This window comes from Collinsella sp. AM16-21 (assembly GCF_003471905.1).
Taxonomy (GTDB): domain Bacteria; phylum Actinomycetota; class Coriobacteriia; order Coriobacteriales; family Coriobacteriaceae; genus Collinsella.
Genome location: NZ_QRKJ01000010.1, coordinates 1 through 15,757, shown reverse-complemented (window position 1 = coordinate 15,757; position 15,757 = coordinate 1). Strand labels below are relative to the sequence as shown.

Here is a 15,757-nt window from a genome sequence, read left to right as displayed (position 1 = left end):
CTGCAAACACCTTTCTAATTGACATGTTTTCCATTGTGACCGAAGGGTGTCTGAGCGTGAAGGGCAAACTTGGAGGGCGCATACCTTCCATCCATCATGCGCTCGATAAGACCCTCGAGCTCAAGCGAACCCAGGAGTTTGAGTACGCCGACGACATCGAGCGAGACGAGCGCCGCGATGTCGTCGACCTTGAGCGGAGAGGCGATGAGCGCATGCATCACGGTCTGCTGTGTTTGATCCAGGTCGGCAATGCCGGGAGCATCGGGGCGCGAGTAGCGCAGGGTGCCGTAGATGCGTGAAATAGCCATCTCGATAGATTCCTCGTCGATGATGCAGCAGGCACCGTTCGCAATGAGGTAATTCGTGCCACGCGACTCGGGCGATAGGATCGACCCTGGCACGGCAAGAAGTTCTCGCCCCAAATCCATAGCAGCCTCGGCTGTAGAAAACGTCCCGGAAGGCATACCCGCCTCGGATACAAAGAGGGCTTGCGACAGGGCCGCGATTACGCGATTGCGGCGCGGAAAGGCAAACTTGCGCGGACCCATGCCCCACGGAGAGATCGACACGACCGCGCCACCCGTATCGAGCGTGCGCGTAATAAGCCCCGCGCTCGAACGCGGGTAGACCACGTCGGCACCCGTCCCCAGCACCACGACGTGTTTGCCGCCGGCGTTGACCGCAGCCCAACCCGAGGCCTGGTCACAACCGACCGCGCCGCCCGAAACAACCGTCACGCCCGCCTCGACCGCCACCTTTGCCGCAAGCTCTGCCACGGCAAGACCATACGGCGAGGCCTTGCGCGCGCCGATGATGGAGAGCGCAGGCGTCGAAAGCATCTCGGGGTTGCCGCGCACATAGAGCGTCTGGGGAACATCAGAAAGCTCCAAAACAGTCTCGGGATACAACGCGTCACCTGGATGCAGCTCGAAGGTCCCCTCGGCCATCACTGGTCCCTCCTTCCCTGGTACATCGCCGCCTCGAGCACGTGGTCCTGCGTCACCTGCTCGCTCTCGGCGACGTCGGCGATGGTACGCGCGATACGCACCAAGCGTACGATGCCGCGGCCCGTGAGATGCGTGCGCTTCGACAGGCCGAGCACACACTTCTCCGCCGCATCATCGAGCTCAAAGGTCGAAACGACGCCGTCAATGGACCGCGTCTCGTCATCCTCGGCCTCGGCATCCGCATCGTCCATACGGGATTCGCGCCAGACGCGAAAAGCGCGACCGCGCACAACGTAGTCACGCAACTCGGCCGACGACATACCCTCCGCACCCTCGATAATCACTTGGGGGTCGGGACGGGTCACATCGATCATCATGTCGATACGGTCGGCCAAAGGACCGCGCAGTTTAGACCGATAGCGCTCAACCATCGCCGCCGAGCAGCGACACGGCACCTCGCGATCGCCCAAAAAGCCGCAGGGGCAGGGATTGCTCGCAGCCAGCAGCTGAAAGCGCGACGGGAAGGTAAAAGCCCCGTCGACGCGTACGATCCTCACATAGCCGCGTTCGATGGGCTGACGCAGCGTCTGCAGCACACCCGTGGGAAACTCGGCAAGCTCGTCCAAAAAGAGCACGCCGCCATGAGCCAGGCTGATCTCACCCGGATGCACCGGGCGTCCTCCGCCAATGAGGCCCGCCGTTGAAATACTGTGATGGGGGGCTTCGAAACGGCCGATGACCTGCCAATAAGCCATCGATGTTCTCGCCCAAGACCGAATGGATGCACAGCGCCTCCTGCTGATCCTCAACGGAAAGCTCGGGCAGGATGCCGGTCATACGGCGCGCAAGCATCGTCTTGCCCGATCCCGGGGACCCAATCATGAGCAAGCCGAGTTCTCCTGCCGCCGCAAGCGCCATGCCGCGTTTGGCAACCTCCTGCCCCAGCACGTCGGCATAGTCGAGCTCAGGCTCAAAGGTCGCCTCGACGACCTCGGAATCCAGATAGTGCCGAGCCGCCTCGCCCATGCCATGGGCAAGCTGAGACAAATGATCGATAAATCCGCAATCCACGCCCGCAAGCGGCACATGCTGATCGGACCTGCCGGCGATAAAGGACAGCCCCATATCACGCGCCAATAGCTGAAACGCCACCTCGCCCTTGACGGGAAGCACCGTACCGTCCAAGCCGAGCTCGCCGGCGATAAGGCAGCGATCGAGGTTGTCACGGGGAATCTGCCCATCGGCCGCCAGAACCGCGATGGCGATGGGCAGATCAAAGCCGCTACCGGTCTTGCGAATATCGCCAGGCGCCAGATTGACCGTAATGCCCGAGCGCGGGATTTCGAACCCGGCGGAGCGCATCGCGCAGCGAATACGACCGCGTGACTCCATCACCTCCATACTCGGAATGCCGAGCATCTGAATGCCCGGAACGCCGCCGGCAAGCGAGACCTCGACCGTGACGTGAATCGCCTCGACGCCACGGATGCAGGCCGCGTGAACGGCAAACGTCTCGAACGCCATCACGACACCTGCCAATCGAACGCGTTGTACTGATGCTCGATCTCAGCGATATGCCCGCCGCGAATGGTGACACCCACGGCATCGAAGCGAATCGCCTTGAGCGGATAATGATCCATGAGATAGCAACTTGCGATGCGGCGGTAGCGGCGTTGCTTTTGGGCGTCCACGGCCTCCTCGGGAAAGACCCGCGTGCTGCAATCCAGTGCGACGCGTCTGGTCTTGACCTCGGCCATCACCACGACATCGTCGAGCTCATCGAGCAGCACCAGATCGGCCTCGCCCTCGGTGCAACGATAACCCTGCTCCAGCAAGGTGTAACCGCGCTCGTTAAAGTAGTCGATGGTGATCAGCTCGCCCAGCATGCCCAGCTCGCGGGGACTGAGCCCCTTGATAAACTCGGGCGTCATCGCCCCGCAGTCGAGCTCGCCGTTTTCCCAACGCTCCTTGAGCTGCTGCGTCTTGCTCTTTTTGCTTGCGGCACTCATGGGGTCTCCTTTCCCGCACGCTGCATTGCCCCGATGATGAGGGCACCTTTCATGCGGGTAAGTACCGGAAGCAAACCAAAAGCTGACCAAATGCCGTCAAAAAACGGGCCGTACGCAGCAATGGTGTTGCATACGGCCCGCTACCAGCAGGTTTATAAAACCCCTGAGGTCCCTGTCTCCACAATTGACCTAGAAAAGGCGCTCAGTCTGCAGAAAGTTTCCGCAAAAGCTCACGCGGTGCAGTGGACAAAGTCCATGTTTGCGAATGGCCTCGATATGCTCGGGGCTTGCATAGCCCTTCGACTCGGCCAGATGGTACTCGGGATACTCGGCGTCGTACTCGACCATCATCTCGTCACGCGTGACCTTGGCCATGATGGACGCCGCGGCGATGCAGGCGATTTTGGCATCACCCTTCACCACATCGCGCTCGTTAGGAACGGCGCCCAAGGGGTTGCCATCCATGAGGACGCAGTCGGGTTCAAGTCCCGTATCGGCCACGGCGCCCGCAACGGCAGTACGGATAGCACGGGCCATGCCCATCTCATCGATATCCGCAGGAGCGATATGGCAAAAGCCGATGGCAGTCGCCACCTCGGCTATCTTCACCGAGAGCAGCTCGCGGCGCGCGGGCGTGAGCTTTTTGGAATCGTTGATGCCCCAGATGCGCGGCTCCATCGGAAGACACACGGCACACACGGTCAAGGGACCCGCTACCGAGCCACGGCCCACCTCGTCGACGCCCACGACCACACCATCACCGCCGAGCTCATGCATAAGCTGATACATGCCGTTGACGCGCTCGCGCTCGGCAAGCTCTTTGGCATGGCGTTTGAGGGCACGCTCGCAAGCCTTGATCACCTGCTGGCGCGGATCCTCGCGATAATGCTCCACGAGGGCAGGAATCTCCTCAAACGTAGCGCTCGCCAACTCACCGGCAACCTGCGATGCCGAAACCGAGCTCGTCATGTTGGCCATACCAGGCCCTCCTTGCATGCAAATCAGATAAAAAGAAGGGCCACCCGAAGGTGACCCTTGTGTCCAAACGAGTGGACAGACGCTGCGATCTTCTTAGCGCTTCTCGGGGATGCGAGCAGCCTTGCCCACCTTGTCGCGGAGGTAGTACAGCTTGGCGCGACGGACGCGACCATGACGAACGACCTCGAGCTTGGCGATCTTGGGGCTGTGAAGCGGGAAGGTACGCTCAACACCGACACCGAAGGACATCTTGCGGACGGTGAAGGTCTCGCGGGCACCGGCGCCGGCCATGCGGATGACGTCGCCCTGGAAGACCTGGATGCGCTCGCGGTCGCCTTCCTTAATGCGGTAGTGAACCTTGACGTTGTCGGCGACGCGAACCTGAGGAATGTCCTCGCGGATCTGCTGACGCTCGATTGCGCGGATGTAATCCATGTGCAATTCCTTACTCTTCTAGAGGTGCCGTACCACCTTGGCCGGCACGTAGTTGAACAAACGTATTCGAGTATACACGCGCGGGTTTCTGCTGCAAGAACATTTTTTTACGCAGACAAAAAGACAAAACCCGCACATGATAACCGCCCGTCTCACTATGAGACGGGCGGCATGAAGGGGGCTACGCTAGGCGTCTAAACCCAAAACGTTAGGCGGAACGCTTGGCCTCGAGCTTGGCCTGGGCGGCAGCCAGGCGCGCGAGGGGTACGCGATAGGGCGAGCAGGACACGTAGTCCACGTCGGCCACGTTAAACAGGCCCTTGATGGACTTGGGGTCGCCGCCGTGCTCGCCGCACACGCCAAAGTGCATATCGGGATTGGTGGCGCGGCCCTTCTCGACGGCCAAGCGCACGAGCTCCAGCACCGCCGTGTCGATGGTCTCGAAGGGGTTGTCCTTCAGGATCTTCTTGTGCAGGTACAGCGGGATGAACTTGGCCTCGGCGTCATCGCGCGAGAAGCCAAAGGTCGTCTGGGTGAGGTCGTTGGTGCCAAAGCAGAAGAAGTCGGCATGATGGGCGATCTCGTCAGCGACCATGCAGGCACGCGGCAGCTCGAGCATCGTGCCCACGGGAATATTGAGCTCGACGCCTTCCTCGGCGGAAACCTCGGCGATCACGCGCTCGATAACCTCGCGGGTCTGGACATGCTCGGCCGTGATGGAAACGAGCGGAACCATGATCTCGGGGCGCGGGTCGACACCCTCCTTGATAAGGCGGGCAGCAGCCGTGGCGACGGCGCGAACCTGCATGAGCGGCAGATCGCTAAAGACGACGGACAGGCGCACACCACGCAGGCCCAGCATGGGGTTGGACTCGACCATGCTGTCAATGCGACGCAGGCGGGTGCGCAGGGCGGCAAGCTCTTCCTCGCTGGCGCCAGCGGCTTCCTTCTTGGTGATGGCGACCTCGAGCTCGCGAGGATCATCCAGGAACTCATGAAGTGGCGGATCGAGCAGGCGAACGACCACATCGCGACCGGACATGGTCTTGAACATCGCCAGGAAGTCCTCGGTCTGGACCTTGAGCAGGTCGGCCAGGGCCTGCTGCTTTACGGCCTCGTCATCGGACAGGATAAAGCTCTGGATGATGTTCTTGCGGTCGCCCAGGAACATATGCTCGGTGCGGCACAGGCCGATGGCTTCGGCGCCAAACTCGAGCGCGAGTGCAGCATCCTCGGGGTTGTCGGCGTTGACGCGCACGTGGTTGGCGTGGCCGCTGGTCTCGTCCAGACGGATCTCGTCGGCCCAGGACAGGATGGTGTCCAAGTCGCCGGTGAGCTCTGCAGAGACCAAGTCGACCGCGCCGTCGACGACGATGCCCTGGGTGCCGTCGATGGAGATGATGTCGCCCTCATGCAGCAGGCGGTCACTGCCCTCGATGTGCACGACCTTCTCGGCGGCGTCGATATGGAAGCTTTCGACACCGCAGACGCAGGGCGTACCCATGCCGCGGGCGATAACGGCGGCGTGGCTCGTCTTGCCACCATGGCTCGTCAAGATACCCTCGGCAGCGACCATGCCCTTCAGGTCGTCGGGGTTGGTCTCCCAGCGAACCAGAATGACCTTGTGGCCCTCGTTGGCGCGCGCGACGGCGTCATCACTCGAGAACACGACCTCGCCCACGGCGGCACCGGGGCTGGCGTTAAGACCGGTAGCGAGCGCCTCGTACTTCTTGGAGGCGTCGAACTGCGGGTGCAGGAGCTGGTCGAGCTGTGCAGGGTCGATGCGGCTCACGGCCTCCTCGCGGGTGATGAGGCCCTCCTCGACCATCTCGATGGCGATGCGCAGGGCGGCGGTGGCGGTGCGCTTGCCCACGCGGGTCTGGAGCATCCAGAGCTTACCCTGCTCGATGGTGAACTCGATATCGCACATATCGCGATAGTGGTCCTCAAGCGTCAGGAAGACACGCTCAAGCTCCTCACCTGCGGACTCGAGGCCTGGGGTGGTCTTGAGGTCGGCGATGGGCTCGGTGTTGCGGATGCCGGCGACGACGTCCTCGCCCTGGGCGTTGACCAGAAAGTCACCGTAGAACTCCTTGGTTCCGTCGGCCGGGTTGCGCGTAAAGGCGACGCCGGTCGCCGAGGTCTCGCCCTTATTGCCAAAGGCCATAGCCTGGACGTTGACGGCGGTGCCGAGCTCATCGGAAATGCCATGCTGCTTGCGGTAGATGCAGGCGCGCTCGTTCATCCAGCTGCCAAAGACGGCCTGGATGGCAAGGCGCAGCTGAAGCTCCGGGTCGTGCGGGAAGACGGGCTTGCCGTCAGCGACCTCGAGCTCGGGATACAGGGCAGCCTCGACGTTCTCGGAGAAGATGCCCTTGAAGGTCTCGACGAGTTCCTGCAGGTCCTCGGCCGAAAGCTCGGAATCGACGCGAACGCCGGCGACCAGGCGGGCCTGGGTCAGGGCATTCTCGAACAAGTCGGCATCGACACCCATGACGACGTTGGAGAACATCTGGATAAAGCGGCGGTAGCTATCCCAGGCAAAGCGCGGGTTTTGCGTCTGGGCGATAAGGCCCTGGACGGAATCGTCGTTGAGGCCCAGGTTGAGAACCGTGTCCATCATGCCGGGCATGGAGAACGGAGCGCCCGAGCGGACCGACACGAGCAGCGGATCAGAGGCATCGCCGAGCTTCTTGCCGCAGCGGGCCTCGAGGTCGACCTCGGCGGCAACGATCTCGTCGAGCGCGCCCTCCGGCCACACGTTGCCGGCGCCGGAGTACTCAACGCAAGTCTGGCAGGTAATGGTAAAGCCACCGGGAACCGGCAGGCCGATACGGCTCATCTCGGCAAGGTTAGCGCCCTTGCCACCAAGCACGAAGTTCATGGACTTGTCGCCCTCGGTGACACAGGTGCCCTGGGCGTCGGTTCCAAAACGGTAAACCCTCTTGCAATCGCTCACGATACTTCCCCTTCCATGCGCTTACGCGCACGACCGTGGTAACGAATCGACCCGCCGGATGCAGGCCGTGAGGGAACTATACGGCGGGTTTTGGGCAGGCTTGAGCAGAGGGTGCGCGGTTTGGTAAACGTGCTAAAACAGGCGGTAAACGGTAGGTAAAGTTGGTTACCTTATGAAGATACCACTACAAGAAGAATGCAGGTCAGATGCGATGTATTTGCTAAATCGCTTTATCAATTCAGGCTATTTAGCCACTCCGATGATTTTTCTGGGACGGGGATTAAAAAAATCATTGAGTACCTAATGATTTTTTTAATCCCCGTCCCAGAAAAATCATCACAGAAAGGACTACTGCTGTTGAGCGCGGCGGGCGGCACGGCGTGCTCTTGCCTCTTGAATCTCTTCGAGGTGAGCAATGATCTCGGCAGCGCTTTCCTCGATGGCTTTGCCGTCGGTACGCACTACAAAGCAGCCCAGGCGTTTCATGAGCGCGCGGGCTTCCGCAAGCTCACTACGCACGCTCTCGGGCTCCGCATAGGAGCCGGCAACGGCACGGGCGTAGTCATCGCTCAAGCGGCTATCGCGAATTTCGGAAATCACATCGACGGTCGAAATCAGGCCGAACAGGCGCATCGGGTCGACCTCATAAATCGACTTGGGCGGCTCCATGCCATGCGCCAGTGGGACATTGGCGACCTTGTAGCCCTGATAGGCTAAATACATCGACAGCGGCGTCTTGGATGTACGCGACACACCCAGCAGCACGATATCGGCACCCGACAGATCGTCGCAACCACGACCGTCATCGTGCTCAACGAAATACTCCATGGCCTCGATACGATGGAAATAGCGGTCATCGGTCTTGTGAATCACGCCCGCAACGCCCTTGGGCGGCACACCGATGAGCGACGACAGCACGGCAAGCGTCGGGCCGATCAGGTCGACCGAACGGATATGCAGCATACCCAGGTAATCGAGCACGCGGGCGCGAAGCGCCGGATCGACAATGGTGTGGAACACGGCAATATCGCGATGGTCCGCATCGACGCGCGGCCCCACAAATGACTTGACCTGCTCCACAGAGGTCACCTTAGGCAGACGCAAAACACGAAAAGCCCCTTCATCAAATTGCCCGGACGCCGCAAGCACCACCTCACAAGCGGTATCACCGAGCGAGTCGGAGATAACGATAACGGTGGGACGAGCGGTGACCGGGCAATCCATGCGGGGCTCCTTTTGCGCTTATGCGCAGGCTGGCTTACTTTTTGCGGGCAAGCTCACCGATGTTGGCGATGCCGGAGAAAACGGCCTCGAAGCGGTTGAGCAGCTTAAGGCGATTATCGCGAAGCTGCTCGTCCTTGTCCATGACCATGACCTCGTCGAAGAAGCGGTCGATGGGGGCACGCAGGGCGGCGAGGGCAGCAAATGCGGCCGGGTAGTCCTCGGCAGCAAGGGCGGCATCGACAGCGGTCTGAGCAGCCTCGGAGGCGTCGGCGAGCGCGAGCTCGACCTCGCCCATCAGGCTGCGGTCATACTCCGCACCCAGCTCGGGCTTGGAGATGTGCGCGGCACGGGCATAGGCGGTAGCCAGGTTGTCAAAGGTCTCGGCATCATTCTTGCGGGCCTCGTCGAGGGCGGCGCAGCGGGCGAAGAAGACGGACGGGGCGATGATGTGCACCGCGGAGACGGCGGCAACGGTATCGGCCGGAATCTTTTCGTCGCGGGCCATGCTCACCAGGCGGCCATGGAAGAAGTCACGAACCTGCTGGGCGACCTCGGCGGCGTCGAACTCAATGCCCTGCTCGCTGTAAAGCTGCAGAGCAAAGTCAATCAGCGACGTGGGGTCGATCGGCAGACGGTCGCGCAGGATGTTGATGATGCCGATAGCGGCACGACGCAGCGCGTAGGGGTCGGAGGAGCCGGTCGGAGGCTCGCCGATGGCAAAGATACCGGCGATGGTATCGAGCTTGTCGGCGCAGGCCACGATGCAGCCAGCGGTGCCCTCGGGCAGCTCGTCGCCGGCAAAGCGGGGACGATAATGATCGCGAATGGCGTGGGCGACCTCGTCGTTCTCCCCCATCGCGGTCGCGTAGTAACCGCCCATCACGCCCTGCTGGCTCGTGAACTCGACGACGGCGTTGGACACCAGGTCGGCCTTGCACAGGTGCGCGGCACGGCCGGCGTCGGCTGCCAGGTGAGCACCCAGGTGCGCCTCACGGGCGATAGCGAGCGCGAGCTGCTCGATGCGCTCGGACTTGGCGAGCACGCTACCGAGCTTCTCCTGGAAGGCAACCTTGGACAGACGCTCACGGAACTCGTCGAGGGAGATCTTCAGGTCCTCCTCGTAGAAGAACTTAGCGTCGTCCAGACGGGCGCGCACGACGCGCTCGTTACCGTCGATCACTCGCTCGGCGTTCTCGGGCTTGCTGTTGGAGACGACCACGAACTCACGCGTCAGCTTGCCCTCGCCGTCATAGATCGGGAAGTAGCGCTGGTTGGTGAGCATGGACTCGCAGATAATCTCGTGCGGGACCTTGAGGAACTCCTCGTCGAAAGTACCGACGAGCACCGTCGGCCACTCGCAGAGGTTAATGACCTCCTCAAAGACCTTCTTGGGCGTATCGACATGGCAGCCGGGGCGAGCGGCCTCGACCTCGGAGATACCGGCAAGGATGGCCTCGCGACGGCGCTCGGCAGAAAGCACGCCGGCGTCCTCGAGTACCTGCTCGTAGGCGGCGGGGCTGGCGACAACGTGGTCACCGGGGCCGAGCACGCGATGGCCGCGCGTGGTGTTGCCGCTCGTCACGTCGGCAAATGACACAGGCACAACATCCTCGCCCAGAAGGCAGCAAATCCAGCGGACCGGACGCACGAACGTCGCGTGCTCGTGGCCCCAGCGCTGGGAGCGGTAGTTGGGCCACTGCAGGCCGGCAATGGTCTTCTCGCACAGGGCCGTCAGGATCGGGGTTGCCGGTGCGGAGGGAATGTTCTTCTCGGCAAAGACATACTCGCGACCGTCGGTATCCTCACGACGGACCAGGTCCTCGGCAGCCACACCGCACTTGCGGGCGAAGCCCTGGGCGGCCTTGGTGGCGTTACCGTCAGCGTCGAAGGCGATGTTTGCCGCGGGGCCACGCTTGACCTCGTGAACCTCATCGGTCGCGGTGGCAACGTCGGCAACGAGCGCAGCCAGGCGACGCGGGCTCGAGATCACGCGGACCTCGCCGTGGGCCAGACCGGCCTCGTCGAGACCCTTGGCGATCATGGTACCAAGCTGCTTGACGGCATTGTTCAGCGGTGCAGAGGGCATTTCCTCCGTACCGATCTCAAACAGGAAATCCTTAGCGTCTGCCATGGCTTACGCCACCTCGCCTTCCTGGTCGGCATTCTCGTTCACTCCGGCGACCTCGGCCATGTAGGCCTCGCAGCACGCCTTGGCGACGGCGCGGACGCGCAGGATGTAGTTGGCACGCTCGACCGCGGACAGGGCGCCGCGGGCATCGAGCAGGTTGAAGGCGTGGCTGCACTTCATGACACAGTCGTACGCCGGCAACGGCAGCTTGCGCTCCAGGCAGGAATGGCACTCGGCCTCGTAGTCGTCAAACTTCTGACGCATCATCTCGACGTTGGCGACCTCAAAGTTATAGGCACTGAACTCGCGCTCGTTCTCGAGGAACACGTCGCCGTAGGTCATGGGCGTGCCGTCGGGCAGATAGCTCCACACCAGATCGTAGACCGAGTTGACGCCCTGAGCGTACATGGCGATACGCTCCAGGCCATAGGTGATCTCGACGGGCACGGGGTCGACCTCGATACCGCCCACCTGCTGGAAGTACGTAAACTGCGTGACCTCCATGCCGTTGAGCCAGACCTCCCAGCCAAGGCCCCAGGCGCCCAGCGTCGGGCTCTCCCAGTCGTCCTCGACAAAACGGACGTCATGGTCGTTGGGGTCCAGGCCAATGGCAGCAAGAGACCCCAGGTAAAGCTCCTGAGCATTAACCGGAGAGGGCTTAATGAGCACCTGGAACTGATAGTAGTGCTGCATGCGGTTAGGGTTCTCGCCGTAGCGGCCGTCGGCGGGACGGCGGCAGGGCTGCGCATAGCAGGTGCGCCATTCGGCGGGACCGAGCGAGCGCAGCGTAGTCGCGGTATGGAAGGTACCGGCACCGACCTCGGAGTCATAGGGCTGCATAATGACGCAGCCCTGCTCGCCCCAGTACTGCTGGAGGCGCAGGATGATGTCTTGGAAGGAAAGCGATGAAGCGTTCATGCCTCTAATATCCCCTCGTCGAAACGATTACACGGTTAGGTACTGTACTATAGCGGTTTTTAGTCGATAGCGCCGATGCGGTTGAGCGGCCAGTAGCGCACAAGCGCCACAGCGATCAAATCAGAGCGATCGACGGGACCAAAGTAGCGCGAGTCGGCAGAGTTTTCGCGGTTGTCGCCCATCACCCACACGCACCCGTCGGGAACGGTGTAGGGATAACTCACCTGGGCGCCAGGCGCTTGGACCGAAAGCGGCCAACTCATGCCGGTCGTATAGTCCTCATCGAGCGCCTGGCCGTCGACGACGACCTTGCCGTCCTGCAGGTCGAGCGTCTGGCCGGCCGTGGCGATGACGCGCTTTACCAGCACGTCATGCTCGGACGTGGCATCGGGATTATGGAACACCACGATATCACCCTGTTTGACGGGCTGACCGAGCTCGAGGCTCACCTTTTGTGCCAGGATCTGGTCGCCAATCTCGATCGTGTCCTCCATGGAGCCGGTGGGTACCACAAAGGGCTCGACCACAAAGGTGCGGATCAAGAAGGTGGCGGCGAGCGCGATAAGAATGACTAAAATCCACTCCAGAGCACCACGTAAAGTGAAAACGGACCTTTCGCCAAAATCATGTTCGAGGTGAACCCGTTGACGCCCTTTATCATCCACCATTCTATTCACCCCTTCCGGAAAGCAAATCTTGCGCGTATGCGCGCTCCTGGGGCGTAAGCCGCGCCGTCTCGATCAGGTCGGGACGCCAGCGGCAGGTGCGCTCGATGGCATTCTTACGGCGCCAGGCGTCAACCTTGGCATGGTCGCCGCTCACGAGCACCGGCGGCACGCCCTCGCCGTTGAACTCGGCGGGGCGGGTGTACTGCGCGTACTCGAGCAGGCCTCCGTCCTCGGCGGTCGAGAACGACTCGTCCACGTTGCTCATCTCGTCACCAAGGGCGCCGGGGATCAGGCGTACGACGGCATCGGCAACGACCATAGCGGGAAGCTCGCCGCCCGTGAGCACGTAATCGCCGATCGACAGGCGCTCGTCGGCATACGCATAGGCACGCTCGTCGACACCTTCGTAACGGCTGCACACAAACAGCAGGCGCTCGCTTTTGAGCAGGCGCTCGGCCACATGCTGCATAAAAGGCTCGCCGCACGGGGTGAAGAACACCACCGTCGGCTTGGGGCCCTCCGCGCTAATGGCCTCGATGGCCTCGGCGATAGGCTCGACCTTCATGAGCATGCCCTGCCCGCCGCCGTACGGCTCGTCATCGACGGTACGATGGCGGTCGTGCGTCCAGTCGCGCAGGTTATACGCCTTAAAATCAAAAAGGCCGGCCTTGCGGGCGCGGCCCAAAATCGATGTGGACATGACGGGCTCAAACATCTCGGGAAAGACCGAAAGGGTCTCAATCAGCATGTTGTCCTCCCTACTTGTCGATATCGATCAGGCCGTCCATAACGTGGACGGAAATTGTTCCTGTGTCGGGAAGATCGAGCACAACCTGCTCGATCACGGGAATCAGTACCTCGCCGTACCGATCGCCCTCGACATCCCAAACATCGTTAGCGGGCGTCGACATGATCTCGGCAATCGTACCGAGTGAACCGAAGCGCTCGTCGACCACCTCGCGACCCATCAAGTCGGAATAGGCGGCGTCGAGTGAATCGAGCTCAAAATCGTCACGATTTGCCAACACATAGCATCCCGTGATGCCCTCGGCGGCCGTCAAGTCGTCAATGCCCTCAAACGAGACCAGATCGCCATCGCCCGTATCGGTGACGGACACGACCGTGCAAAAGCGGTCGCGCTTGAGCGCCGGCGGCGTCAGGGCGACGCGCATACCCGGCTCTAATACAGAAGGAAGCCCCCGCAGCGGCTGCGCGAGGACCTCCCCCTTCCTTCCGTGCGGCTTGACCACACGGGCGATGTTTTTGTACTGGGACCTCAAGGTCCTAGCCCAGAACCTCTACCTCGACAGCAGTGTCGAGGCGAGCGGCCAGTGCACGGGCGAGCGTGCGAATGGCCTTGATGGTACGGCCACGACGGCCGATGACCTTAGCGACGTCATCCTCGGCGACCGAAACCTCAATCGTGGAGGCGTCGTCACCATCGATGACCTCAAGGCTCACGGAATCCGGGTCGTCGACGATCTGAACAACGAGATATTCGACGAGATCGGCGATGCGATCTGAGAGCATTGCCTCACCCTCGAGCTGTGCAGCGTCAACCTCAGGCACGATTTACTCCTCGGCGCCCTCAGCGGCCTCAGCGGCAGCCTTAGCGGCCTCGGCCTCTTTGGCGAGCTGCTTCTTGGACTTCTTGACGACGGTCTCGGTCTTCTCGCCCTCGTTGGCGGCCTTGACCAGAGCGGCGACGGCGTCGGTGAGCTGAGCGCCCTTGGACTGCCAGTCGGCGATCTTCTCGAGGTCGAGGTTGATGGTCTTGGGGGCGGTCATCGGGTTGTAGCGGCCAACCTCCTCGATGATACGACCGTCACGCGGGGCGCGGGAATCGGCGACGACGACACGGTAGTACGGACGCTTCTTAGCGCCGTGACGAGCAAGGCGAATCTTGACTGCCAAAGGAAACTCCTCCAACCAAGCAGCTTTAGGCTGCAACTACAAACAAACAGTTGAACATAATACGCCATCGACGCGGGCAGGTGAAGTCCGTGAGACCAACTTCTTCGGTGTAGTCGAGGGCAAATCCATATCTTAGACAAGAATTCGGGATTTGCAAGCACATACACGCACCCCACATGAGCTGCGCGGTATACTCATGACATGGAAAGACGCGAACATACATACGGTTATGAGGATGCCATGGGCGTCACGCCGCCTCCCTGGACGGGTCCGGCGGTGGGCCTGATGGACCTCGATGCGTTTTTTGCGAGCGTGGAGATGCTCGATCATCCCGAATGGCGCGGAAAGCCGCTCATCGTGGGCGGAGACGCCGATTCCCGCGGCGTTGTGTCCACCTGTTCTTACGAGGCACGTCGCTTTGGCGTGCACTCCGCCATGCCCTCAGCCGAGGCACGGCGCTTGTGCCCGCAAGCCATTTGGACGCACGGGCACTTTGATCGCTATCGCGAGGTGAGCGCGCAGGTCATGGCGATTCTTGCCGAGGAGACGCCGCGCGTTGAGCGCGTATCGATCGACGAAGCCTTTATCGATATCACACCGGGTCGCTTTGCGCCCGAGGACCCGCTGCTGGTTGCACGGCGTATAAGCGACCGCGTGGCAGCGCTGGGAGTGACGTGCTCCATTGGCGTAGGCTGCAACAAGACGGTCGCAAAGATCGCAAGCGAGCGGGATAAGCCGTTTGGGCTGACCATCGTGCGCCCCGGAACCGAGCAGCGCTTTTTGGCCGCGCTGCCGGTATCTGCCATGAGCGGCATCGGGCGCTCGGCCGAGGAGCGACTGCGCCGCATGCGCATCTACACGCTCGGCGAGCTATCACGTGCACCGGAATCCACCTTGGCCTCTATTTTTGGCGTCAACGGCGAACGCATGCGCCAGCGTGCGCTGGGACTCGAAATCTCCGAAGTCACGAGTCTCGATGAAGGGCGCGAGGTCAAGTCGGTCAGCAATGAACGCACCTTTGCGAAAGATTTGACTGAGCGCGGGGACATCGAAGCGGCGATTGCGCTGCTGGGTGAGTCGGTTGGACGCCGCCTGCGCCGTCAGGGACTGACGGGCGGCACGGTAACGCTCAAGCTCAAGTATTCGTATGGAAGCGGGCGTACGGCACAGCGCCGGCTGCCTCATCCGACCGACGATGAGAACATCTTCGTGGCCGTGGCGCTCGAGCTACTCGACAACATCTGGCAGGAAGGCATGCATGTTCGCTTAGCAGGCATCGGTATGAGCGACTTCGACCACCAAGGCGGCATCCAGACCGACCTGTTCTGCGAAGTCGACGACCGCGGAGCCCAATCGAGCGACCGTCGCGACCTCTCCGTCGCGATCGATGCCGTCCGAGACAAGTTCGGCGACACCGCCCTATCCTTCGGCCGCCAATCCCGCTTCAGCGATTAACCGCCTTTGAGCAAAAAGAAAGCCGGGCAGGTACGGAAAACCGCAACTGCCCGGCAAAATGCGCGAGGCTAACTAAGGCTTATAGGACAAAATGTGTGTCCCGATAGAACATCCGTTTCCAT

The 15,757-nt window shown here is 61.7% G+C and carries 14 protein-coding genes and 1 pseudogene; 1 reads left to right on the top strand and 14 read right to left on the bottom strand.

Features of this window, described 5'->3' with window-relative positions; translation table 11 throughout:
• Positions 1–14 precede the first annotated feature (14 nt).
• From DW180_RS06670 to rpsP, 14 genes and pseudogenes are all read right to left on the bottom strand, one after another.
• On the bottom strand, positions 15–947 hold the full coding sequence (locus DW180_RS06670) for a DNA-processing protein DprA (RefSeq protein WP_118238102.1): 933 nt from the start codon (positions 945–947) through the stop codon (positions 15–17).
• Positions 947–2,471 (bottom strand): annotated as a pseudogene (locus DW180_RS10585) (YifB family Mg chelatase-like AAA ATPase). Before DW180_RS10585 ends, DW180_RS06670 begins: the two are co-directional and overlap by 1 nt.
• Complete coding sequence (locus tag DW180_RS06660; protein ID WP_118238100.1) at positions 2,471–2,956, bottom strand: YraN family protein; 486 nt, start codon at positions 2,954–2,956, stop codon at positions 2,471–2,473. The pseudogene DW180_RS10585 and the gene DW180_RS06660 overlap by 1 nt, the downstream one beginning before the upstream one ends.
• A gap of 189 nt (positions 2,957–3,145) precedes the next feature.
• A complete protein-coding gene (locus DW180_RS06655; protein WP_118238098.1) occupies positions 3,146–3,934 on the bottom strand; it encodes a ribonuclease HII in 789 nt (262 codons plus the stop codon).
• Positions 3,935–4,027: 93 nt separating this feature from the next.
• Entirely contained in the window at positions 4,028–4,369 is a 342-nt protein-coding gene (gene rplS / locus DW180_RS06650) for a 50S ribosomal protein L19 (protein WP_006236098.1), read from the bottom strand.
• A gap of 208 nt (positions 4,370–4,577) precedes the next feature.
• Positions 4,578–7,328 (bottom strand): pyruvate, phosphate dikinase, encoded by a 2,751-nt coding sequence (gene ppdK / locus DW180_RS06645; RefSeq protein ID WP_118238096.1) that lies wholly within the window; start codon positions 7,326–7,328, stop codon positions 4,578–4,580.
• Between the two features lie 348 nt (positions 7,329–7,676).
• A complete protein-coding gene (locus DW180_RS06640; protein ID WP_118238094.1) occupies positions 7,677–8,552 on the bottom strand; it encodes a pyruvate, water dikinase regulatory protein in 876 nt (291 codons plus the stop codon).
• Positions 8,553–8,586: 34 nt separating this feature from the next.
• Positions 8,587–10,683, bottom strand: coding sequence for a glycine--tRNA ligase subunit beta (gene glyS / locus DW180_RS06635; RefSeq protein WP_118238092.1), 2,097 nt, complete (start codon positions 10,681–10,683; stop codon positions 8,587–8,589).
• Positions 10,684–10,686: 3 nt separating this feature from the next.
• Positions 10,687–11,598 carry a glycine--tRNA ligase subunit alpha gene (locus DW180_RS06630; RefSeq protein ID WP_006236091.1) on the bottom strand — a complete coding sequence of 304 codons (912 nt, stop codon included), beginning with the start codon at positions 11,596–11,598 and terminating at the stop codon, positions 10,687–10,689.
• 59 nt (positions 11,599–11,657) lie between these two features.
• Complete coding sequence (gene lepB / locus DW180_RS06625) at positions 11,658–12,266, bottom strand: signal peptidase I (protein ID WP_233545210.1); 609 nt, start codon at positions 12,264–12,266, stop codon at positions 11,658–11,660.
• 1 nt (position 12,267) lies between these two features.
• The gene (gene trmD / locus DW180_RS06620; protein ID WP_118238090.1) at positions 12,268–13,014 is read right to left on the bottom strand and encodes a tRNA (guanosine(37)-N1)-methyltransferase TrmD; all 747 of its coding nucleotides are present in this window, start codon (positions 13,012–13,014) and stop codon (positions 12,268–12,270) included.
• Between the two features lie 10 nt (positions 13,015–13,024).
• The gene (gene rimM, locus DW180_RS06615; RefSeq protein ID WP_233545213.1) at positions 13,025–13,516 is read right to left on the bottom strand and encodes a ribosome maturation factor RimM; all 492 of its coding nucleotides are present in this window, start codon (positions 13,514–13,516) and stop codon (positions 13,025–13,027) included.
• Between the two features lie 34 nt (positions 13,517–13,550).
• Entirely contained in the window at positions 13,551–13,796 is a 246-nt protein-coding gene (locus tag DW180_RS06610) for a KH domain-containing protein (protein WP_171021534.1), read from the bottom strand.
• A gap of 42 nt (positions 13,797–13,838) precedes the next feature.
• Positions 13,839–14,180: a 30S ribosomal protein S16 gene (rpsP, locus tag DW180_RS06605; protein WP_022094749.1), complete on the bottom strand. Its 342-nt coding sequence runs from the start codon at positions 14,178–14,180 to the stop codon at positions 13,839–13,841.
• Positions 14,181–14,381: 201 nt separating this feature from the next.
• Here rpsP and dinB point away from each other — a divergent pair, with 201 nt between their 5' ends.
• Positions 14,382–15,635, top strand: coding sequence for a DNA polymerase IV (dinB, locus tag DW180_RS06600; protein WP_199569921.1), 1,254 nt, complete (start codon positions 14,382–14,384; stop codon positions 15,633–15,635).
• The last annotated feature ends 122 nt before the right edge of the window (positions 15,636–15,757 follow it).

Excerpts from the sequence above, each read along its gene's own strand:
- DW180_RS06670 (WP_118238102.1), bottom strand. The coding sequence starts at position 947 with ATGGCCGAGGGGACCTTCGAGCTGCATCCAGGTGACGCGTTGTATCCC.
- DW180_RS06660 (WP_118238100.1), bottom strand. The coding sequence starts at position 2,956 with ATGAGTGCCGCAAGCAAAAAGAGCAAGACGCAGCAGCTCAAGGAGCGT.
- DW180_RS06655 (WP_118238098.1), bottom strand. The coding sequence starts at position 3,934 with ATGGCCAACATGACGAGCTCGGTTTCGGCATCGCAGGTTGCCGGTGAG.
- rplS (WP_006236098.1), bottom strand. The coding sequence starts at position 4,369 with ATGGATTACATCCGCGCAATCGAGCGTCAGCAGATCCGCGAGGACATT.
- DW180_RS06640 (WP_118238094.1), bottom strand. The coding sequence starts at position 8,552 with ATGGATTGCCCGGTCACCGCTCGTCCCACCGTTATCGTTATCTCCGAC.
- glyS (WP_118238092.1), bottom strand. The coding sequence starts at position 10,683 with ATGGCAGACGCTAAGGATTTCCTGTTTGAGATCGGTACGGAGGAAATG.
- DW180_RS06630 (WP_006236091.1), bottom strand. The coding sequence starts at position 11,598 with ATGAACGCTTCATCGCTTTCCTTCCAAGACATCATCCTGCGCCTCCAG.
- lepB (WP_233545210.1), bottom strand. The coding sequence starts at position 12,266 with ATGGTGGATGATAAAGGGCGTCAACGGGTTCACCTCGAACATGATTTT.
- trmD (WP_118238090.1), bottom strand. The coding sequence starts at position 13,014 with ATGCTGATTGAGACCCTTTCGGTCTTTCCCGAGATGTTTGAGCCCGTC.
- DW180_RS06610 (WP_171021534.1), bottom strand. The coding sequence starts at position 13,796 with ATGCTCTCAGATCGCATCGCCGATCTCGTCGAATATCTCGTTGTTCAG.
- dinB (WP_199569921.1), top strand. The coding sequence starts at position 14,382 with ATGGAAAGACGCGAACATACATACGGTTATGAGGATGCCATGGGCGTC.